9 protein-coding genes are annotated in these 22,238 nt (G+C 73.4%); 2 read left to right on the top strand and 7 right to left on the bottom strand.

Features of this window, described 5'->3' with window-relative positions; translation table 11 throughout:
* Nucleotides 1-7: 7 nt before the first annotated feature.
* Nucleotides 8-712: a spheroidene monooxygenase gene (locus BJ992_RS24025; protein ID WP_343072826.1), complete on the bottom strand. Its 705-nt coding sequence runs from the start codon at nt 710-712 to the stop codon at nt 8-10.
* Between BJ992_RS24025 and BJ992_RS24020 the strand changes: the two genes are divergently transcribed.
* Nucleotides 687-1,289, top strand: coding sequence for a glycerol-3-phosphate acyltransferase (locus tag BJ992_RS24020; protein ID WP_184984669.1), 603 nt, complete (start codon nt 687-689; stop codon nt 1,287-1,289). The two genes, BJ992_RS24025 and BJ992_RS24020, sit on opposite strands and share 26 nt — an antisense overlap.
* Here the strand turns inward: BJ992_RS24020 and BJ992_RS24015 are convergent.
* From BJ992_RS24015 to ligD, 4 genes are all read right to left on the bottom strand, one after another.
* A complete protein-coding gene (locus tag BJ992_RS24015) occupies nt 1,234-2,370 on the bottom strand; it encodes a glycosyltransferase (protein WP_184984667.1) in 1,137 nt (378 codons plus the stop codon). The genes BJ992_RS24020 and BJ992_RS24015 overlap by 56 nt on opposite strands.
* Entirely contained in the window at nt 2,367-3,836 is a 1,470-nt protein-coding gene (locus BJ992_RS24010) for a phytoene desaturase family protein (RefSeq protein WP_184984665.1), read from the bottom strand. The genes BJ992_RS24015 and BJ992_RS24010 overlap by 4 nt, the downstream gene beginning before the upstream one ends.
* On the bottom strand, nt 3,824-4,813 hold the full coding sequence (locus BJ992_RS24005; protein WP_343072825.1) for a carotenoid biosynthesis protein: 990 nt from the start codon (nt 4,811-4,813) through the stop codon (nt 3,824-3,826). The genes BJ992_RS24010 and BJ992_RS24005 overlap by 13 nt, the downstream gene beginning before the upstream one ends.
* A 147-nt stretch (nt 4,814-4,960) precedes the next feature.
* Nucleotides 4,961-5,911 (bottom strand): non-homologous end-joining DNA ligase, encoded by a 951-nt coding sequence (ligD, locus tag BJ992_RS24000; RefSeq protein ID WP_184984663.1) that lies wholly within the window; start codon nt 5,909-5,911, stop codon nt 4,961-4,963.
* Nucleotides 5,912-6,026: 115 nt separating this feature from the next.
* Here ligD and BJ992_RS23995 point away from each other — a divergent pair, with 115 nt between their 5' ends.
* Nucleotides 6,027-7,229 carry a cytochrome P450 gene (locus BJ992_RS23995; protein ID WP_221474953.1) on the top strand — a complete coding sequence of 401 codons (1,203 nt, stop codon included), beginning with the start codon at nt 6,027-6,029 and terminating at the stop codon, nt 7,227-7,229.
* A 76-nt stretch (nt 7,230-7,305) separates the two neighbouring features.
* Here the strand turns inward: BJ992_RS23995 and BJ992_RS34395 are convergent, their stop codons facing one another.
* Together BJ992_RS34395 and BJ992_RS23985 are read right to left on the bottom strand one after the other, a co-directional pair.
* A complete protein-coding gene (locus tag BJ992_RS34395) occupies nt 7,306-10,518 on the bottom strand; it encodes a type I polyketide synthase (RefSeq protein WP_184984661.1) in 3,213 nt (1,070 codons plus the stop codon).
* A gap of 86 nt (nt 10,519-10,604) precedes the next feature.
* Entirely contained in the window at nt 10,605-22,211 is an 11,607-nt protein-coding gene (locus BJ992_RS23985) for a type I polyketide synthase (RefSeq protein ID WP_184984659.1), read from the bottom strand.
* Nucleotides 22,212-22,238 lie beyond the last annotated feature (27 nt).

Raw genomic sequence — 22,238 nt, 5'->3', positions numbered from 1 at the left:
GGGACCCTCAGGAGAGCGGGTCGGCGCCGTCCCAGGTCCCCGTGCTGCCGTAGGGGACGAAACGCGCGAACAACTCCTCGCTGTACCAGTTCTCCGCGCGGGTCCGGCCGATCACGTCCCGATGCGGGCCGCCGCCGTACGCGAAGGCACGCACCGCCTCGCCGTCCCGCCACAGCGAGAACGTCGCCTGCCTGGCGAGCGGCCACTCGCCGACGCCGACCGACGCCAGCCGGCCCTCGTGCCGGTGCAGCTCGGTGTTCACCGCCGGCACCGAACGGTAGAACGCGGCGAGCCGTGCCGGCCGGATCGCCGCACGGGTCAGCACCGCCACCGGCCCGCCGACCGCGACCGGCGGCCCGGACGGCGCGCCGAACGGCGCGGCGCCGGCCCACCGGCCGTGCCAGGACACCGGACGCAGGCGAACGTGCCACGCCTCCAGCGCGGCGGTGTGCCAGCGGCGCGCGACGGGGGAGCGGCGCAGGAACGCGGACAGCGCCTCCTCGTCCCGCCACACCGCGAAAAGGGCCCAGCGCCGCAGATCGGCCCCTAGGGTCGTGGAGTCGCCTCTGCCGGTGCCGAGGAGGCGGTGGAAGGCCAGGCCGGGGGTGCGGCGCAGCACAGGACGGTCGAAGGCCATGTACTTGGCGGCGCCGCGGCCCTGATATCTGACCAGGTGGAAGGAAGCGATGGTTCCCCTGCTTGTGGCGGTCACCGGCGGCTACCTGCTCGGCTCGGTGCCGGTGGCGGTGCTGGTGGCACGGATGTACGGGGTCGACCCGCGTGACCGCGGCGACCGCAACCCCGGGTACTGGAACGTCAAGGAACTGCTCGGACCGCGCGCCGCGGTGCCGGTGTTCGCCGGCGACATGCTCAAAGGCACACTCGCCGGCCTGCTCGGGCTGCTGGTGAGCGGGTTCCACGTCACCGGGTTCGGCGTGGTGACCGGGGACAGCGTGCTGCCGGCGTACGCCGGGGTCGCGGCGGCGATGATCGGCCACGCGTGGCCGGTGTTCGCCGGGCTGCGCGGCGGACGGTCGGTGCTGGCGTTCGCCGGCGGCGTCGCGGCCCTGTGCCCCCCGGCGTTCCTGCTCGCCGTCGTGCTGCTCGTCGTGACGGCCCTCGCCACGCGGTCGTTCGCCGTCGGCGCCAGGGCCGGGGTGTTCGCGGTGCCGCTGGCGCAGGTGCCGTTCACCCCGCTCCTCCAGGTCGCCGCCACCGGAGCGCTGATGTGCCTCATCGGGCTGCGGTTCGCCGAAGCGGCACTACGACGGCGGACCGGTCGTCGCTGACCGGCCGGCCGGCGCTCGCGTACGTCCGGCCGCGCCACGTGCGTGACGGCCGCAGCACCCCGAGGGTGAGCCGCAGGGCCGCGAGCGGGTCGAGCAGCGGCGAGAGCAGCAGGCCGAGGCCGGGACGGGTGTAGCCGCGCCGGAACGCGCCGAGCAGCAGGAAACGCATGCACAGCAGGCCGAGGTCCAGCCGGGTGGGACGGCCGGTCAGCAGCCGCGCGACCGGCAGCGCGGCGGTGAGCCACACCACCGCGATGTCCCCCGCGAGGCGCGGGCCGTCGGTGACGTCGGCCAGCGACAGCGAACGGCCCCACTCGCGCCACACCTCGGCCACCGAGGAGTGCATGTCCACTTCGAGCAGGCCGCGGCCGTCCAGGAACCGCACCTCCCAGCCGTCGCCGGCCAGCGTGCGGGCCAGCGCCACATCGTCGGTCATGTTCCCGCGAACCCTGACGAAACCCCCGGAAACTCGCATCGCCTTGCGGCGGAACGCCATGCACTGGCCGTTGGCGATCACCCGGTACGGCGGCGGCGTCCTCCAGGCGCCGACCGGGCCGTACCGGTACACCAGCGTCGCGAGGAACGCCGCGTGCAGCGCCTGCTCCACGGGCCCGTCGCACACGAACCGCGGCGCCACGCTGACCAGGTCGCAGTCGTCCAGCGCCTCGGCCAGCGCAGCGAACAGCCCCGGGTCCGGCCGCGTGTCGGCGTCCAGGGTGATCACGATGTCGCCGGTCGCCTCGGAGAGGCCCTGGTGCAGGGCCCACTGCTTGCCGACCCAGCCCTGCGGCAGCGGACGACCCCGCACGACCCGCGCGCCGAGCGCGGCGGCCAGGCGCGCCGTCCCGTCCGCCGACTCGTCGTCCACCACGATCACCTCGCGGACCAGCGGATCGGCGACCGCGGCCGCGACGCACGGCCCGATCCGGCCCTCCTCGTCACGCGCCGGCACGACCACCGTGATCCCGCCAGGCGCGGTGGCCGGGGGCCGCAGCGCCGGCCGCCGGTCGCGGCCCTTGACCAGGCGGGCCGTCACCACCACGGCCGCGGCCACCTGCACGGCCGCGAGCAGCGCCTTCACCGCTTACGTCCGGGGAAGTCCTCGCCGACCAGCCCGGCGACCAGCCGTCCGCTCATCGCCACCAGCGGCAGCCCGCCACCGGGATGAGTGGTGCCGCCGACCAGGTACAGGCCACGCCGCGGCCCCCGGTTGGCGGGACGGCGGAACGGCGACAGCGCGCCGTGCGACGGCGTGCCGTAGATCGCGCCACCCCACGCGCCGTACCGGTCACGCAGGTCGGCCGGGGTGAACAGGTCGGCGAACCGCAGCCGGCCGGACAGGTCGTACCCCCGCGACGCCAGCCGCTCGAACACCAGGTCCCGGTACGCCTCCGGGCTCATCGGCCACCGCGCCGGGTCACGCGCGGGGACGTTGACGAGCACCACCCAGTTCTCCGTCCCCGCAGGCGCCTGCGTCGGATCGTCCACCGCCGAGCAGCCGATGTAAACCGTCGGGTCCTCAGGTGGACGGCCCCGCCGGAAGATGTCGGCGAACTCCTCACGATAGTCGCCGGAGAAGACGACGGAATGGTGCGGCAGCCCCTCGGTGCGGCCCTCCACCCCGGCGAGCACCAGGAACGCCGACGACGACCGGCCGAGACCCGCGACGCGCCGCAGCCGCCGCGAGTCCGGCATCAGCCGGCCGTACAGCTGGGCCGCGTCGGCGTTCACCACGACCGCGTCGGCGCGCACCCGCTCACCGGACGCCAGCCGCACACCGTCCACGCGGCCGTTCGCTTCGAGCACCCGGGTCACCTTGCTGCCGAGCCGCACCTCCACCCCGGCCTCGGCGAGCAGTCCGGCGAGAGCGTCCGCGACCCTCGGCAGGCCGCCGCGCACGTACCAGCCGCCTTCGTCGTGCTCGATCGCCGGGATGCAGCCGAGCGCCGCGGGTGCGCGGTACGGGCTCGACCCGGCGTAGGTGGCGTACCGGCCGACGTACTGCCGCATGCGCGGGTCGCGGAAGAACCGCCGCGCCAGGCCGTTCAGGGTACGGCCTGGCGCGACGGCGAACAGGTCGGCCAGCCTCGCCTCGCGCGACGGGCCGGTCGGCGGCCCGGACAAGCGCGGCAGGCTGACCGGCGGGCCGGAGAAGAACGTGCGCCGCGCCGCCGCGAGGCACTCACCGGCCCATGCGTGGAACGCCAGCCAGCGCCGGCCTTCCCCCGGCGCGAGCCTGTCCACCTCCTCGGCCATCCGCGCGGGGTCGCGCGGCGCGGTCAACGTGGACCCGTCGGGGAACCGGTACCGGCAGATCTCCGCCGGCTCCACCAGATCGAGCCGCGCGCCGAGGTCGCGGAACAGCCCCGGCAGTGTGAGCAGCGACGGCCCCACCGAGAACGTGAACCCGTCCCGCCGATGCTCGGCCAGCTTCCCCCCGAGCCGTCCCAGCTTCTCGTGCAACACGACCTCGTGTCCGTCCCTGGCCAGCAGCAACGCGCACACCATGCCGCCGACGCCACCGCCGACGACGATCACTTCCGCCATAGGTGCCGTCCATCGGGAAAGGGCCGCGGCTCATCAGGCAGCGGCGGCGGCGGATCAGGAAACGGCCCGTCGGCCGGGATCGGGGCCCCGTCGGGGGAGAACCCGAGAGTGTCAGGGGAGACGGTGTCCGCCGAGCGGGAGGAGCCGCCGTCCGAGCCGGAGGACTCCTCAGGAGCGAGGGAGTCGTCGTCCGCGCGGCGGGTGACCCCGCTCCGGGTACTCCGGGTCCAGGCGAGGACGGTGAACAGCCCCATCGCCACGCCGCCGGACACGGCGACCACGAGGTCCGGCGGGTCGAACACCGCCGCGAAACCGATCGTCTCCATGACCGCCATGACCGTGTACAGCAGGACGAGCCCAGTGCCGTTACCCGCCGCGTCCCGGCGCAGCACCCGGCCGATCAACGCCATGACCAGGAACGATACGACCAGCCACCCCACGAAGTTGCTGACCGGCACGCCGCGGTACGGCCCGTCGGCCACCCAGTCCCACAGCCCCAGCCTGAGCATCTGCGGATCGAGGAACAGATCCCAGGCCGTCAGCGCGAACGCACCTGTCACCGCGACCCCCCAGAAGGAGCGCGCCACACGGGACGCGACCGCGTACGCCGCGAGCCCCATGCCTCCCCAGGCCAGCGCCACGATCACCGGCACGCCGCCGGGTGCGGGCCACAGCACACCGGTGTAGGCGTACTCGCCGAACGGCACCCCCGTCCGCACCCCCACCCACTCGGCCACGTACCCGGCCCCCGCGGCGGCGCCGAAAGCCCCGGCGGCCCGCGCCGCGCCGTGGTCGGCCGCCGCGAACGCGATCGCACAGGCCGAGAGCAGGAGCACCACCACGCTGGTCAGCCGCACGGGGGCCGGTTGCAGCCCGGAGGCCACCTGCGCGACCAGCATCGAGGCGAGCAGGAGCCCTCCTACCGTCACGTACGCCGCACGACCGGCTACCCGGCTCTCCTCGATCACCACATCCACGTTCTTTCCTTCGGACGTCAAAGGACAGCGGATGCACCGTTTACCGTCCGCCTCCCCTGTTCCGTACCGTGATCACCGTCAGGGAAACCGCCCGGCCACGGTGAGGCCGGAACCCGCCGGACCCCCGGCCGCCTCCTGAGCGGTCGTTCACTCCCGGCGTGCGCGTGCGCGGCGTTTGCCTTCGTGCATGGCCTGCACACGGGCCACCGGGATGGTGTGGCCCTCGGCGACGAGATCGTCCGGCAGCGGCTGAGGGGGTGGCATGAGGCCGGACCAGGGGTCGGTGTCGCCGAGGAGGGACGGGACGGTGTGGACGGTGAAGTCGGCGGGGGTGGCGGATTCCAGGTCGTCCCAGGTCAGGGGGAAGGAGACGGGGGTGCCTGGACGGATCCTCGGGCTGTAGGCGGCGACCACGGTGGCGCCGCCGGCCCTGGTCGAGTCGAGGAAGACCTTGCCTTGGCGGTCCTCGCGGATGAAGGCGGTGGTCGCCAGCGCGGGGTCCAGGCGTTCGGCGCGGACGGCCAGCGCACGGGTGGCGGCGGCGACGTCCTCCACGGCGGCGTCGGTGGGGACGGGGACGAAGATATGGACGCCTTTGGCGCCGGAGGTCTTGACGGCACCGGCGAGGCCGCAGTCCTCCAGGGCCTGGCGGACCAGTGCGGCGGCCTTGACGACCACGCCGAAGGAGGCGCCTTCCGGGGGATCGAGGTCGAGGATCATGTGCGTGGGCCGGTCGAGGTGGCCGGCGGTGGCGAGCGCGGGGTGGTACTCGACGGCGCGCTGGTTGGCGAACCACAGCAGGGAACGGCGATCGTCGCACAAGGCGTACCTGATCTCGCGGTGGGACGACTCGGCCCACACGGCGACGGTGCGCAGCCACTCGGGAGCGTACTTCGGGACGTTCTTCTGCATGAACGGGTCCTGGCCCTCACGGACCCGCATGACCGACAGCGGACGGCCGCGCAGCACCGGCAGCAGGCGGTCACGCATGGCGTCCAGGTAGTCGACCAGATCTCTCTTGGTGGCCTCGGCGCCGTCGAACAACGGCTTGCCGAGATTGGTCAGCGAGACCCCGTCCCGCACCTCGTCACTGCCCATACCCCACCCTCCCACGGGCCCCGGCCGCGCCGCAGCGGGCCCGGGTTTGGTCCGCCTTCAGAACCCTCCCGCACGATGCCCCGACCCAGACCACCACCGACACTGCGAGGACCCGATGAACGGCGTAGCGGCGACCACCCGGTTACCCGGGTTCCCCATGGACCGCCAGTGCCCCTACCACCCGCCACCCGGCTACACGGACCTGCGCGCCGAAGGGCCCGCGGCACGGGTCCGGCTGTACGACGGACGCGTCGCCTGGGTCGTCACCGGTCACGCGGACACACGGCGGCTGCTGCTCGACCGCCGGTTGTCGTCGGACCGGTCCCGTGCGGACTTCCCGGTGCTCGTGCCGCGCATGGCGGCGTCCAAGCTGGTCGCGCTCGTCGGCATGGATCCTCCCGAGCACGACGTGCAGCGGCGCATGCTGGCGCCGAGCTTCACGGTGAACCGCGTCAAGACGCTGCGGCCGGCGATCACCCGCATCGTGACCGAACGCATCGACGCGCTGCTCGCCGGCGGCCCGGTCGCCGACCTCGTGCCGCGGTTCGCGCTCCCCGTCCCCTCCACCGTGATCTGCGAACTGCTCGGTGTGCCGTACGACGACCACGAGTTCTTCGAGGACCAGACCCGGCGCATGCTCATGGCGACCAGCACCGCCGAGCAGGCCGCCACGGCGAGCGGCACCCTCGTCGCGTACTTCGAGAAGCTCATCGCCAAGCGGATCGACGACCCCGGCGAGGGCCTGGTCGGCACGCTGATCAGGGAACGGCTGTCCACCGGGGAGCTCGACCGTACGCAGATCGCGTCCATCGTGATGTTCCTGCTGGTCGCGGGACACGAGACGACCGCGAACATGATCGGGCTGAGCATCCTGACGCTGCTGGAGCACCCCGAGGAGCTCAACGAGCTGCGGCAGGACCCGCACCTGATCAAGGAGGCGGTGGAGGAGCTGCTGCGGTTCCTGTCGGTCGCCGACGAGCTGCAACGGGTCGCGGCGGAGGACATCGAGCTCGGCGATGTCGTGATCAAGGCGGGGGACGGGGTCTACCTGCCGAACGCGAGCGCCAACAGGGACGCCGAGGTCTTCCCCGACCCCGACGTCCTGGACCTGCGGCGCGACGCACGGCCGCATCTGGCGTTCGGCCACGGCGTGCACCAGTGCATCGGCCAGAACCTCGCACGCGCCGAACTGGAGATCGGCCTCCAGCAACTGATCACCCGCATCCCCACCTTGCGGCTCGCCGAACCCGTCGAGACGCTCGGCGTCAAACCCGGAGGGTCGGTCCAGGGCATCTACCGGCTCCCCGTCACCTGGTAGACGGAACCCGCGAGAAGCCCCGGAGGAAGCACGACGGAGGCGGGGGAACACGGCCGTGTTCCCCCGCCTCCCACCCTCAGGAGGCCAGCCGCTCCTCCAGGTAGACCGCCACGGCGGCCGGGGTGGGGTAGTCGTACAGCAGCACGGGAGGCAACTGCAGCCCCGTGGCCTCGCACAACCTGTTGCGCACCTCCAACGCGGTGAACGACGAGAAACCGATGTGGAGGAAGTTGTCGTCGGCTCCGATCGTCTCGGGGGTGGGATGGCCGAGCACCTCGGCCGCGTGCACCCGCACGAGATCGATCAGCGTGGCCTCACCGGCCGGCGCGGCGCCGGCGAGGACCTGACCGGCCGGCGCGGGTTCGGCAGGACCGGCCGGTGCGGTGCCGCTGAGCACCCGGCCGTTCCGCGCGGGCCCGGCGGCGGCCTGGTCCGCTGTGCCGGCCGGGACGTGGCCACTTTCTCCGGACGTGCGCAGGGTTCCGTCCGGCCACCAGTAGTGCTCGTGCTGGAAGGGATAGGTGGGGAGGTCGGCGGGAGGCGTGGGACGGTCTCCGTACCAGGCGTCCCAGTGGATCTCGGCGCCTGCGACGTGCAGCCGGGCCACCGCCGCGGCGACGGCGTCCGGCTCGCGGCGGTCCCGGGCCAACGTGGGAAGGACCACGGCGCCGGACGGCAGGGCCGCCGCGGCGAGCGGTGTGAGCACGGCGTCCGGCCCGACCTCGGCGAAGGCCGTGATCCCGGTGGCGCGCAGTGCCGACAGGACGTCGCCGAACCGCACCGTGGCACGGAGCTGACGCACCCAGTAGGAGGGGTCGCGCAGCTCGTCGAAGGACGCCTCGCGGCCGGTCACCTCCGACACCAGCGGGATCAGCGGCCGCCGGTACGTGACGCGGGCCGCCGCCGCGTGGAACGGCGAGAGGGCCCCGTCCATGTGCGGCGAGTGGAACGCGTGGCTCACTCGCAGCCGCGTCGTCCTGCGGCCGAGGCCGGCGAACCGGCCGGCGACGTCGGCCACCGCGTCCGCGTCACCGGACACGACCGTCGCGAACGGCCCGTTGACCGCGGCGAGGTCCAGCCGGCCCGCGTACCCGGCCAGCAGTTCCGTCACCTCCGCCTCGCCGGCCTCGACGGCGGCCATCGCGCCGCCGGCCGGCTGCTCCTGCATGACCCTGCCGCGTGCCGCGACCAGCGCGCAGGCGTCCTCCAGCGACAGCACCCCGGCGGCGTGCGCGGCGGTCAGCCCGCCGAGCGAGTGCCCCGCCATCCGCGCCGGCGGCGCGACGAGCCGCTCCAGCAGCCGGAACAACGCGGTCCCCAGCGCGAACAGCGCGGGCTGCGCGTACTCGGTCCTGTCCAGGAGCGCGGCCGCCGCCGAACCCGGCTCGGCGAACAGCACCTCCTTGAGCGGCCGGTCGAGCAGCCCGTCGAACCCCGCGCACGCCTCGTCCAGGGCCCGCGCGAACACCGGCGCCTCCGCGTACAGCCCCCGTCCCATGCCGGCCCGCTGACTCCCCTGCCCCGTGAACAGGTAGGCGACGGCCGGCCGGCCGGCGGCACGGCCACGCACGTGCCGTCCCGACGTGCGGCCCTCGGCCAGCTCCGCGAGGGCCCGCAGCCGGTGGTCCCCGTCACCCGGCAGGACGACCGCGCGGTGGCGCTGCGCCGTCCTGCCGAGCGCCAGCGTCCGTCCCACCCGCGTCGCGTCGAGGTCCGGCCGGTCACGCAGCCGCCGGAGCAACCGCGCCGCCTGGTCGCGCAAGGCCTCCTCGGTGTGTCCCGACAACGGCCACAGCGCTGGCCATGACGCCGGCCACGACGGTCCGGCCTCGGCGGGCTCCGCCAGGCGGTCCGCGGAGATCCCCGTGGACCGCCGCTCCTCGTCCGGCCCGGCCTCCGCCACCGGTGTACGCGGCGCCTCCTCGATCACCACGTGCGCGTTGGTGCCGCTGATGCCGAAGGACGACACACCCGCGCGCCTCGGCCGGTCGTGCTCCGGCCACGGCACCGGCTCGATCAGCAGCCGCACCGCACCGGAGTCCCAGTCCACCTGCGGGGTCGGCTCGTCAACATGCAGCGTGCGCGGCAGCACGCCGTGCCGCAGCGCCTGCACCATCTTGATGACCCCGGCCACCCCCGCCGCCGCCTGCGTGTGGCCGATGTTGGACTTCACCGACCCCAGGAACAGCGGCCGGTCGCGGCCCTGGCCGTACGCCGCGATGATCGCCTGGGCCTCGATGGGGTCGCCGAGCCGGGTGCCGGTGCCGTGCGCCTCCACCGCGTCCACCTGCTGCGGCGACAACCTGGCGTCGGCGAGGGCCTCCCGGATGACCCGTTCCTGCGTGGGGCCGTTCGGCGCGGTCAGGCCGTTGCTCGCGCCGTCCTGGTTGACCGCCGAGCCGCGCAGCACCGCGAGCACGGCCCGGCCGTTGCGCCTGGCGTCCGACAGGCGTTCCAGCAGGAGCAGCCCGGCGCCTTCGGCGAAACCGGTGCCGTCGGCGGCGGCGGCGAACGCCTTGCAGCGCGCGTCGGGGGCCAGGCCCCGCTGGCGGCTGAACTCCACCAGCAGCACCGGCGTCGCCATCACCGTGACACCACCGGCGAGCGCCAGGTCGCACTCGCCGCGCCGCAGCGACTGCGCGGCCAGGTGCATCGCCACCAGCGACGACGAGCACGCCGTGTCAATGGTCACCGCCGGGCCTTCGAGCCCCAGGTGGTACGACACCCGGCCCGACGCCACACTCGTCGCGTTCCCCGTCATCAGGTGCCCCTCGTACCCGTCAGGCACCCGGCCGGGTGGCGGCGCGTACGCCTGCGACACCACACCCGCGAACACCCCGGTCCGTGAGCCGCGCAGCGACCCCGGCGCGATCCCGGCCCGTTCGAACGTCTCCCACGCCACTTCGAGCAGAAGCCGCTGCTGCGGGTCGGTCGCGATCGCCTCCCGCGGCCCCATGCCGAAGAACGCGGCGTCGAAGTGCGCGGCGTCCCGCAGGAACCCCCCTTCCCGGGTGTACGTCGTGCCGGTGCGGTCGGGGTCCGGGTCGTACAACCCCTCCACGTCCCAGCCCCGGTCCTCGGGGAACGCGCCGATCGCGTCCACGCCGTCGTCGACCAGCCGCCACAACTCCTCGGGGGAGTCCACGCCGCCGGGAAGACGGCACCCCATCGCCACGATCGCCACCGGCTCGTGGTCCCTGTCCTCAAGCTCGCGAAGGCGCCGCCGGGCCTGCCGGAGGTCGGCCGTCGCGCGCCTGAGATAGTCGCGCAGCTTCTCCTCGTTGCTCATGTCAGCTCCAGGCGTCGGGTTCCTCATGGTCACGGGGCCGGTCGACGGGGCCGTCGAGACGGCTGGTCACGGGGCCGGCGGGCCGGTCACGTCGCGTCGAACTCCTCGTCCAGCGCGCGGAACAGCTCCTCGTCCGTCGCCGACGTCAGATCCTCGGCCTGCCTCTCGCCGCCGGCGGCCTCCTCCAGGCGCCACAGCGCCGCGCGCAACCTGTCCTTGATCTTCGGCAGATCGGCGCTGTCCGCCGTGACCGAGGCCAGCAGCCGGTCCAGCTCGGCCGCCGTGTCGTCCGGCGCCAGCAGCCCGAGCAGGTGCGCGGCCAGCGCGGCCGGGGTCGGGAAGTCGAACGCCAGCGTCGCGGGGAGCCGCAACCCGGTCGCCGCCGCGACGCGGTTGCGCAGCTCCACCGACGTCAGCGAGTCGAAGCCGATCTCCTTGAACGCGCGGCCGGAGCCGACGTCGTCGGCCGTCAGGTGACCGAGCACGGCCGCGACCTGCTCACGTACCAGCGTCTCCATCGCCTCCGTGCGCTCGGCGCCGTGCAGCGCCGCCAGCCGGTCCGCCAGGGACGACGGCGACACCTGTTCCCGCCGCGCGGCCCGCCGCACCCCGGGGCCCCGCACCAGGGACCGCAGCACGGCCGGGACGTCGTCGCGCGCTCGCAGCGCCGCCTCGTCCACCACGGCAGGCACCAGCGCCGGACGTCCCGCGGCCAGCGCCGCGTCGAACAGGGCCATGCCGTCGGCGGCGTCCATCGGGACGAGGCCGCCTCTGGCGATACGCGCGAGGTCCGCCTCGCCGAGGTGGCCGGTCATGCCGCTCGCCTGCCGCCACATGCCCCACGCCAGGGACACCGCCGGCAGGCCACGGGACCGGCGGTGCTCGGCGAGCGCGTCGAGGAACACGTTCGCCGCGGCGTAGTTGGCCTGACCCGCGCCGCCGAGCAGGCCGGACGCCGACGAGAACAGCACGAACGACGCGAGGTCCAGGTCCCGCGTGAGCCGGTGCAGGTTCCAGGCGGCGTCCACCTTGGGCCGCAGCACCGCGCGGACCTTCTCCTCGGTCAGCGAGGCGAGCACACCGTCGTCCAGCACCCCCGCCGCGTGGATCACCGAGGTCAGCGGACGCTCGTCCGGGATCGTGGCGAGCAGCGCCGCGAGCGCGTCCGGGTCGGCGGCGTCACAGGCCACGACGCGCACCTCGGCCCCCGCCTCGGTCAGCTCGGCCGCCAGCGCCTCGGCCCCCGGCGCGTCCGCGCCGCGCCTGCCGGTGAGCAGCAGGTGACGCACGCCGTGCTCGGCCACCAGGTGACGGGCCACGACGGCGCCGATGGTGCCGGTACCGCCGGTGACGAGCACGGTGCCTGTAGGCGCGGCCGTGTCCCCTGCCGTACGCCTGCCTGAGTCCCCTGCCGTAGCCGTCTCAATGACCGCCTCGGTGCCGGTCCCCGGCAAGGTCAGCACGATCTTGCCGACGTGCCGGGCCTGACCGAAGTACCTGAAGGCCGCCGGGGCCTGCCGCACGTCCCACGTCGTCACCGGCAGCGGCCGCAGCGCGCCGTCGCGGAACAGCGCCAGCACCGCCGACAGCGACGCGCTCACCGACGGGACCGGCATGTCGAGCAGCTCGAACGGCAGATACGCGACCCCCGGATGGGCCGCCGCGACATCCGCCGGGTCCCGCAGGTCGGCGATCCCCATCTCGACGAACCGGCCGCCTGGGGACAACAGCCGCAGCGACGCGTCGAGGAGATCGCCGGTCAGCGAGTTCAGCACCACGTCCACGGCGGGGAAGGCCTGCTCGAAGTCGCCGGTGCGCGACGAGGCGATCCGTTCCCTCGGCACGCCGAGTTCACGCAGCGCGTGCCACTTGGCCGGGCTCGCCGTGGCGAACACCTCGGCGCCGAGGTGCCGAGCGAGCTGGAGCGCCGCGAGGCCGACCCCACCGGCCGCCGCGTGGATCAGCACCCGCTCACCCGGCCGCAGCCGGGCCAGTTCCACCAGGCCGTGGTAGGCCGTGGTGAACACCGCAGGCACCCCGGCGGCCTGCGCGTACGTCCAGCCGTCCGGTATCGGCGCCAGCAGGTCGCGCGTCCCCACCGCGACCGGCCCCACCCCACCTCGCACCAGGCCGAACACCCGGTCTCCCACCGCGAGGCCCGTGACACCGGGCCCGGTCTCCAGCACGGTCCCCGCGACCTCCGTGCCGAGCGGCACGTCCGCGGGGACCATCCCGAGGGTCGTGAGCACGTCGCGGAAGTTCAGACCCGCCGCGCGCACCGAGATCCTGACCTGGCCATCGGTGAGCGGCGCGTACGCCTCGGGGAACGCCGCCGCGTACAGGTCGTCAGGCGAGCCCCCTGACGTGGCGAGCCGCCACGCCGAACCGTCCTCAGGGGGCCGCACGACACGGGTCGTGTCCACCCTGCCGAGCCTCGGCACCAGCACCCGGCCGCCACGCAGCGCCACCTGCGGCTCCCCGGTGGCGAGCGCGCCGGGAAGCGCGTGCAGCGACTCCTCGCCGTCCACGTCCACCACCGCGACCCGGCCGGGGTTCTCGGTCGCCGCCGACCTCAGCAGTCCCCACAGTGGCGCGGCCACAAGATCGGCCACGTCACCCGGCCCGGCGGCGACCGCCTCGCGGATGAGCACGACCAGCCGTCCCGGCCGCTCGTCCGCCAGCCGTTCCCTGAGCTGTGCGAGCAGGGCCTGGACGTTTCCCGCGACCGCCTCAGGTGTGGCGCCGTCCGGTGTCTCCAGCCAGGGGAGCAGCGTCGTCGCCGCTCCGGGGTCCGGAGCGCCGAGCGATGCCACCAGGCCGGGGAACGGCGCGGCGAGATCGTAGGAAAGCGTGGCGTCCTGGACGGGGATCTCGGTCCAGCCGACCTCGTACAGGGAAGCCGGTCCGGTGGGACGGCGCGACGTCCCAGGGCCGGCGGCACGCAGGGTCAGCGACGCCGCATGCGCCACCGGGGCCCCTGCCGGGTCCGCGACGGTCAGCGACACCGTGTCGGCATCGCCGGCGCCACCGGGGCCCGGCGCGACGGTCACCCGCAGCGCCGTGGCGCCGGCCGCGTACAGCGACACTCCTGACCAGGCGAACGGCAGCCGGACCCCGTCGCCGAGGAACCCGCCGAGCGCCATCGTGTGCATCGCCGCGTCGAGCAGCGCCGGGTGGACGAGGAAACGCGCCGCCGTCTCGTGCTGCTCCTCCGGCAACGCCACCTCGCCGTACACGGTGTCCCCGTCACCCCAGGCGGCCGTGAGGTTCTGGAAGTCGGGCCCGTACTCGTACCCCAGCTCCGCGAGCCGCTCGTACAACCCGTCCACGTCGAGCGGCACGGCCCCCGGCGGCGGCCAGCTCTCCACCGGCGCCGGCGCTTCGCCGGCCTGCGGCGCGAGCACCCCCGCCGCGTGCCGCGTCCACTCCGGGTCCGTACTGTGCCGCGAGTGGACGGTGACCCGCCGCCTGCCGGTGCCGTCCGCCTCCTCCACGACCACCTGGAGACGGACGGCGCCGCGTTCCGGCAGGTACAGCGGCGCCTCCAGGGTCAGCTCCTCCACCCGCGGCGCGGACCCGGTGACCTGGCCCGCCTGCAACGCCAGCTCCAGCAGCGCCGTGGCGGGAAGCAGTACGGACCCCCGCACGGCGTGGCCGGCCAGCCAGCCGTGCGAGTCACGGGAGAGGCGGCCGGTCAGGACCGTCGCGCCGCTCTCGGCGAGCGTGGTGAGGGAACCGAGGAACGGGTGGTCGGTGGTGTCGTGACCAAGGCTGCCGGCGTCGCCGCCGATCGAGGGACCCTCCAGCCAGTAGCGGCGGTGTTGGAAGGGGTAGGTGGGGAGGTCGGTGGTGGTGGGTGTGGTGTGGGGGGTCCAGGTGGTGGGGGTGCCGTGGGTGTGGAGGTGTGCGAGGGATTTGTGGAAGCGGGTGAGGGTGCCTTGGTCGCGGCGGAGTGTTCCGGTGGTGAGGGTCGTACCGGTGGTGGTGTCGTCGATGGCGGCGGTGAGTACGGGGTGGGGGCTGGCTTCTATGTAGGTGGTGTGGCCGTCTTGTTCGAGGTGGGTGATGGTCTGGTGGAACAGGACGGGGTTGGCGAGGTTGTCGTACCAGTAGTGTGCGGTGAGGGTGGTGGTGTCGATGGGGGTGCCGTGGAGGGTGGAGTAGAAGGGGATGTCGGCTTTTTGTGGGTGGATGTCGGTGAGTTGGTGGAGGAGGGTTTGTTTGAGGGGGTGGATGTGGGGGGTGTGGGAGGCGTAGTCGACGGGGATTGTGCGGGTTTTGAGGTGGGGGTGTTGGTCGAGGAGGTGTTTGAGTTGGGTGGGGTTGCCGGCGATGACGGTTGTAGTTGGGCTGTTGTGTGCGGCGATGTGGAGATCGGTGTAGGTGGCCAGGTGGGGGTGGAGGGTTTCGGCGGGGAGGGGGATCGTGGCCATGGCACCGGTACCTGCCAGAGTCCGCAGGGTGGTTGCTCTGCGGGTGATGATGGTGGTGGCGTCGGTGAGGGTGAGGGCTCCGGCGATGTGGGCTGCGGCGATTTCGCCTTGGGAGTGGCCGATGACGGCGTGGGGGTGGATGCCGTGGTGTTGCCATAGCCGGGCGAGGCTGGTCATGACGGCGAACAGTGCGGGTTGGACGATGTCGACGCGGTCCAGGGGTGGGGCTTGTGGCTGGTTGTGCAGGACGTCGATCAGGTTCCATCCGGCTTGCCGCTGGATTTCGTCGGCGGCTTCGGTGAGGTGGTGTGCGAAGACCGGTGAGGTGGTGAGCAGGTCGGTGGCCATGTGTTCCCATTGGGAGCCTTGGCCGGGGAACACGAAGACGATTTTGCCGGGGTCACCGGCTTGGCCGTGGACGAGTGCGGGGTGTTCGTGTCCGTTGGTCAGGGCTTGGAGTGCGGTGAGGAGTTCGGGCCGGTTGTCGTGGACGATGACGGCGCGGTGGGTGAGTGCGGCGCGGCCGGTGGCCAGGGTGTGTGCCACCGCACGCAGATCCGCCTCCGGCCGTTGGAGGAGATGCTCGCGCAACCGTTCGGCCTGAGCGCGCAACGCCGCAGGTGTGTGTCCCGACAGCACCACCGGCACGGCCGCCGCCTCGTCGGCCGGAGCCGCCACTCCGGCGTCCGTCCCGGACGGTGCGGGAGGTGGTTCCTCGATGATGACGTGCGCGTTGGTGCCGCTCATACCGAAGCCGGAGACGCCGGCGCGGCGGGGGTGATCCGGGTCGGCGGGCCAGGGGACGGGTTCGGTGAGAAGGCGGACGGCGCCGTCCTCCCAGTCGACGTGCGGGGTAGGACGGTCCACGTGAAGAGTGCGGGGGAGTTCACCGTGCCGGAGGGACTGCACGATCTTGATGACCCCGCCGACCCCCGCGGCGGCCTGCGAGTGGCCGATGTTGGACTTCAGGGATCCCAGCCACACCGGCCGGCCGGCCGGCCGGTCGGCGCCGTACGTCGCGAGAATGGCCTGCGCCTCGATGGGGTCGCCGAGCGTGGTGCCGGTGCCGTGGGCCTCGACGGCGTCCACGTCGGCCGCGGTCAGTCCCGCGTCGGCCAGCGCCTGCCGGATCACCGCCTGCTGCGCGGGGCCGTTCGGCGCGGTGAGGCCGTTGCTCGCGCCGTCCTGGTTGATCGCCGTGCCACGGATGACGGCCAGCACGGGGTGGCCGTTCCGCCGCGCGTCCGACAGCCGTTCCACCAGCAGCAGTCCGACGCCTTCACCGAACGCCGTGCCGTCCGCCGCGGCGGCGAACGCCTTGCACCGCGAGTCAGGCGACAGGCCGCGCTGCCTGCTGAACCCGATGAAGATGTCCGGATTGGCCAGCACGGTCGCGCCACCGGCCAGCGCCAGATCGCACTCGCCGTTCCGCAGCGCGCGCACCGCCAGGTGCAGTGCCACCAGCGACGACGAGCACGCCGTGTCCACCGTCACCGCGGGCCCTTCCAGTCCCAGCGTGTACGCGATGCGTCCCGACGCGATGCTCCCCGCGCTGCCGATTCCGAGGTACCCCTCCATGTCGGCGGGAAGCCGCACCCGTGACCCGTAGTCGGTGTACACGACCCCCGCGTACACCCCGGTCCGTGAACCGCGCAGCGTCCCCGGGTCGATGCCGGCCCGTTCGAACGCCTCCCACGACGTCTCCAGCAGCAACCGCTGCTGCGGATCCATGCTGACCGCCTCACGCGGGCTGATCCCGAAGAACGCCGGATCGAACCGGTCGGCGTCGTGCAGGAACCCACCTTCCCGCGCGTACGAGGTGCCGGCGCGCGAAGGGTCGGGGTCGAAGAGCCGTTCCAGGTCCCACCCCCGGTTCACGGGGAACGGCGAGACGACGTCGCGTCCGGACGCGACGACGTCCCACAGGTCCTCGGGGGTGCGCACCTCACCCGGGTACCGGCACGCCATGGCGACGATCGCGACCGGTTCGTCGTCCCGCCGCTCCACCGTGACCGTGACCGCCGGGGTGTCGCCTGTGCTCAGCAGCCGGGAACGCAGGAACCCGGCGAGCGCACGCGGCGACGGGTGGTCGAAGACCAAGGTGCTAGGCAGCTTCAGTCCGGTGGCGGCGGACAGCCGGTTGCGCAGCTCCACCGAGGTCAGCGAGTCGAAACCGAGGTCCTTGAAGGGCCGCGTGGCGTCCAGGCCGTCCTGCGCGGCGTACCCCAGCACCCCGGCGACCTGTTCGCCGATCGCGTCGAGAAGCATCCGTTCCTGGTCCACCCTCGGCCGGGTGGCCAGGGACGCGAACGCCGAGACCGTCCCCTGCGGCGAGACGGCCCGGCTCCCCGCGAACGGCCGCAGCAGCGGCGACAGCAGGCCCGCCGCCGCCTGGTCGCGCAGCGCACCCACGGCCGGCCGGGTGGCGAGCAGCGAGGGCCGCGCCGACCGCAGCGCCAGTCCGAGCAGCGGCCCCGTCTGCGTGGCGGCCGAACGTACCAGGCCGGCGCGCGGCGGCCCCCCTTCGCGGGGGCCGAAGGCCACGCACACGGCGGGGAGACCGAGGTCCCGCCGGTGCCGCGCCAGCGCGTCGAGGTACGCGCCGGTCGCGGCTCGCGCCGCCTGTCCTGTGCCGCCGAGCGCGGCCGAGACGTCCGGCAGCACCAGCGCGAAGGCGCCGAGATCGACACCGAGGGTCAGCTCGTGCAGGGCCCACGCCGCGTCGCGGCTCTCCCGCAGCGCCGTGTCGAAGTCGTCCGGCGGGATGGACAGCAGCACGGCCTCGTCCGCCACGGCCGGCACATGGACGACCGCCGTCAACGGGTGCTCCGGGGGGACCAGCGCGAGCGCCGCCGCCACCGTCTCCCGGTGCGCCGCTCCGCCGCCTGCCGCCGCACCCTGGTCCGCCGCTCCGCCACCGGCGGCCGTCTCCTTGTCCGCCGCTCCGTCACCCGCGGCTTCGTCACCCGCCACCAGGACCTCGGCCCCGAGTTCCGCCAGCGTCCCCGCGTGCTCGATGACGTCGCCGAGCAGCAGCAGGCGACGCACCCCGAGCCCTGCGACGAGGTATTCGGCGGCGTGCGCCGCGAGGTCACCCGACCCCGACACGAGGACCGTGCCGCCGAAGCGCGGCGCGGACGTGAAGTCGTCCGGCGTGGAGACGGCCAGCCGGGGGACCCGTGCCTCACCTCGCCGCAGCGCGACCTGCGGCTCGCCGAGGCCGAGCACGGCGGGAAGCGCACGCGCGGACGCCTCGTCCCCGTCCAGGTCGACGATCGTGACCCGTCCCGGATGCTCGGACTGCACGGCCCTGACCAGGCCCCACACCGAAGCCGGCGCCAGATCCGGCACGTCGTCCGGCGAGGTGGCCACCGCGTGCCGGGTCACCACCATCAGGTGGGTGCCGTCGTCGTCCCGGTCGGTGAACCAGGCCCGCAGGTCGGTGAGCAGATCGGCCGCCGAGGAGGCGTGCCAGGTCACGACGTCCGGGACGTCACCGCCGGCGGTGTCCCGGACGGGGACCGGCTGCCAGTCCGGTCCGAGCAGCCAGTCGGGACGGGCCGCCGCCGGGGCCAGGTCGCGCACCGGCCGCAGCTCCACCGACCTGATCGTGGCCACAGGGAGACCGGCCGCGTCGGCGATCACGGCCCCGTACCGCACGGCGGGGGTGCCGTCGTCCGCCTCGGTCGCCGGGTCGCCGGAGGGCAGGCGGGTGAGGCGTACGCGCAGACCTTGTGGACCCGGTGTTCCGGCGGTGTGCGGTACGGCGTCGTGCCACTGCGCGGGGACGGCGACAGGGCCGGCGACCGGAAGGAGAGGCTGGAGCGCGGCGGTGAGGAGCGCGGGGTGCAGGTTGTGGCGGGAGACGTCCAGGCCGTCGGGTGCCGCCACCTCGGCGAAAAGCTCCTCGTCCCGCCGCCACAGGCGCGTGAGACCCTGCAAAGCCGCGCCGTGGTCGTGGCCCAGCGCGGCGAGGTCCGCACGGGTCTCCACCACGTCCAGCTCCTCCGCGTCCGCCGGCGGCCAGGCCGTGAGCGCATCCGGCACGGCGGCCGGCGGTGCGAGCACCCCCGAGGCGTGCTCCGTCCACGGCGGATCAAGGGCCTCGTCCTCGGAGGACTCGTCGTACGGCCGCGCGTACAACGTGAAGACGCGCCTGCCTTGGTCGTCCGCCGCGCCTACCGTGAGCTGCAGGTCCGCGCCACCGGCCGCGTCCAGTGCCAGCGCGGGTCCCGCGCCGAGCTCCGCGACACCGAGCCCGCCGAGTGCCTGGCCCGCCTGGAACGCCAGGTCCAGGTAGGCCGCCGCCGGGAACACCACCGTGCCGTCGATCGCGTGGTCGGCGACCCAGCGGTGAGCGTGCGCGGACACCCGTCCCGTCAGCAGAAGCGTGTCACCTCCCGCTACCGTCGTGGCCGCCGCGAGCAGCGGATGCCGCGTCGTCCGCAGACCGAGACTCTCCGGGTCACCGGAGGTGGCGCCGTCCTCCAGCCAGTAGTGGCGGTGTTGGAAGGGGTAGGTGGGGAGGTCGGTGGTGGTGGGTGTGGTGTGGGGGGTCCAGGTGGTGGGGGTGCCGTGGGTGTGGAGGTGTGCGAGGGATTTGTGGAAGCGGGTGAGGGTGCCTTGGTCGCGGCGGAGTGTTCCGGTGGTGGTGGCGTTGGGGGTGGTGTCTTGGATGGCGGTGGTGAGGACGGGGTGGGGGCTGGTTTCGATGTAGGTGGTGTGGCCGTCGTTGGTCAGGCGGGTGATGGTTTGGTGGAAGTGGACGGGGTTGGCGAGGTTGTCGTACCAGTAGTGTGCGGTGAGGGTGGTGGTGTCGATGGGTTTGGTGTGGAGGGTGGAGTAGAAGGGGATGTGGGATTTGGTGGGGGTGATGTGGGAGAGGGTTTGGAGGAGGGTTTGTTTGAGGGGGTGGATGTGGGGGGTGTGGGAGGCGTAGTCGACGGGGATTGTGCGGGTTTTGAGGTGGGGGAGGGTGGTGAGGAGGTGGGTGAGTTGGGTGGGGTTGCCGGCGATGACGGTGGTGGTGGGGCTGTTGTGTGCGGCGATGTGGAGGTCGGTGTAGGGGGTGAGGTGGGGGTGGAGGGTTTCGGCGGGGAGGGGGATGGTGGCCATGGCGCCGGTGCCGGTGAGGGTGCGCAGGGTGGTTGCTCTGCGGGTGATGATGGTGGTGGCGTCGGTGAGGGTGAGGGCTCCGGCGATGTGGGCTGCGGCGATTTCGCCTTGGGAGTGGCCGATGACGGCGTGGGGGTGGATGCCGTGGTGTTGCCATAGCCGGGCGAGGCTGGTCATGACGGCGAACAGTGCGGGTTGGACGATGTCGACGCGGTTCAGGGGTGGGGTTCCTGGTTTGTTGTGCAGGACGTCGATCAGGTTCCATCCGGCTTGCCGCTGGATTTCGTCGGCGGCTTCGGTGAGGTGGTGTGCGAAGACCGGTGAGGTGGTGAGCAGGTCGGTGGCCATGTGTTCCCATTGGGAGCCTTGGCCGGGGAACACGAAGACGATTTTGCCGGGGTCGCCGGTCTGGCCTTGGACGAGTGCGGGGTGTTGGCGTCCGTCGGCGAGGGATTGAAGTGCGGTGAGCAGTTCGGGCCGGTCCTGGTGGACGATGACGGCGCGGTGGGTGAGTGCGGCGCGGCCGGTGGCCAGGGTGTGTGCCACCGCACGCAGATCCGCCTCCGGCCGTTCGGCCAGGTAGTCGTACACCTGTCCCGCCTGAGCCCGCAGCGCCTCGGGAGTGTGTCCCGACAACACCACCGGCACCGGCCCGTCGTCGCGCGTACGCACGGCCTCGGTCACCGATCCGGCCTCGTGGCCGCCGTCGGCCGGGACCGGCGAAGGTGAAGGCTCCGAGACAGGAGGCTCTTCGATGACGACGTGCGCGTTGGTGCCGCTGATGCCGAACGACGAGACGGCGGCGCGGCGGGGGTGATCCGGGTCGGCGGGCCAGGGGACGGGTTCGGTGAGAAGGCGGACGGCGCCGTCCTCCCAGTCGACGTGCGGCGTGGGACGGTCCACGTGCAGGGTCCGGGGGAGCAGGCCGTGGTGCAGCGACTGCACGATCTTGATGATGCCGCCGACTCCTGCGGCGGCCTGCGTGTGGCCGATGTTGGACTTCAGGGACCCCAGCCAGACGGGACGGTCCGCCGGACGTGCCTGGCCGTACGTCGCGAGCAGGGCCTGGGCCTCGATGGGGTCACCGAGACGGGTGCCGGTGCCGTGGGCCTCGACGGCGTCCACGTCGGCCGCGGTCAGTCCCGCGTCGGCCAGGGCCTGCCGGATGACGCGCTGCTGCGCGGGGCCGTTCGGCGCGGACAGCTGGCCGCTCGTCCCGTCCTGGTTGACCGCGGTGCCACGGATGACGGCCAGCACCGGGTGGCCGTTCCGCCGCGCGTCCGACAGCCGTTCCACCAGCAGCAGTCCGACCCCCTCACCCCAGCCGGTGCCGTCCGCCGCGGCGGCGAACGCCTTGCAGCGGCCGTCGGGGGACAGGCCGCGCTGCCGGCTGAACTCCACGAACAGGCCAGGGGTGGCGATGACGGTGGCGCCGCCGGCCAGCGCCAGCTCGCACTCGCCGTTCCGCAGCGCGCGCACCGCCAGGTGTAGCGCGACCAGAGACGACGAGCACGCCGTGTCGATCGTGATCGCCGGGCCCTCCAGCCCGAACACGTACGACAGCCGGCCCGACGCCACCGACCCGGCGCTGCCGGTCCCGATGTACCCTTCGAGCTCCTCGGGTGCCTGCCGGATCCGGCCCCCGTAGTCGCTGTACATCACCCCGGCGAACACCCCGGTCCGTGAGCCGCGCAGCGTCCCCGGGTCGATGCCGGCCCGTTCGAACGCCTCCCACGCGGTCTCCAGCAGCAACCGCTGCTGCGGGTCCATGCTGACCGCCTCACGCGGGCTGATCCCGAAGAACGCCGGATCGAACCGGGCCGCGTCGTGCAGGAACCCCCCTTCCCGTGCGTACGTCTTCCCGGTGCGTGCCGGATCGGGGTCGTACAGCCCTTGTGTGTCCCAGCCACGGTCGCCGGGGAACGGCGAGATCGCGTCGACGCCGTCCGCGACGAGACGCCACAGCTCCTGCGGTGACCGGACGCCGCCGGGGTAGCGGCAGGCCATGCCGACGATCGCGATGGGTTCGTGCCGTGCCGCCTCCACCTCCGACAGCCGTTGCCGGGTGTGCAGCAGGTCGTTGGTCACCCGCTTGAGGTAGTCGCGCAGACGCGCTTCGTTCCCCTTGGTCGCATCGGTGGTCATGCGGCGTTCGTCCCTCCTGCGTCGTGC

It is taken from the genome of Sphaerisporangium rubeum (assembly GCF_014207705.1).
Lineage (GTDB): Bacteria > Actinomycetota > Actinomycetes > Streptosporangiales > Streptosporangiaceae > Sphaerisporangium > Sphaerisporangium rubeum.
Note: the sequence above shows the minus strand (reverse complement) of the source record. Positions and strands in the feature narration are given on the sequence as shown.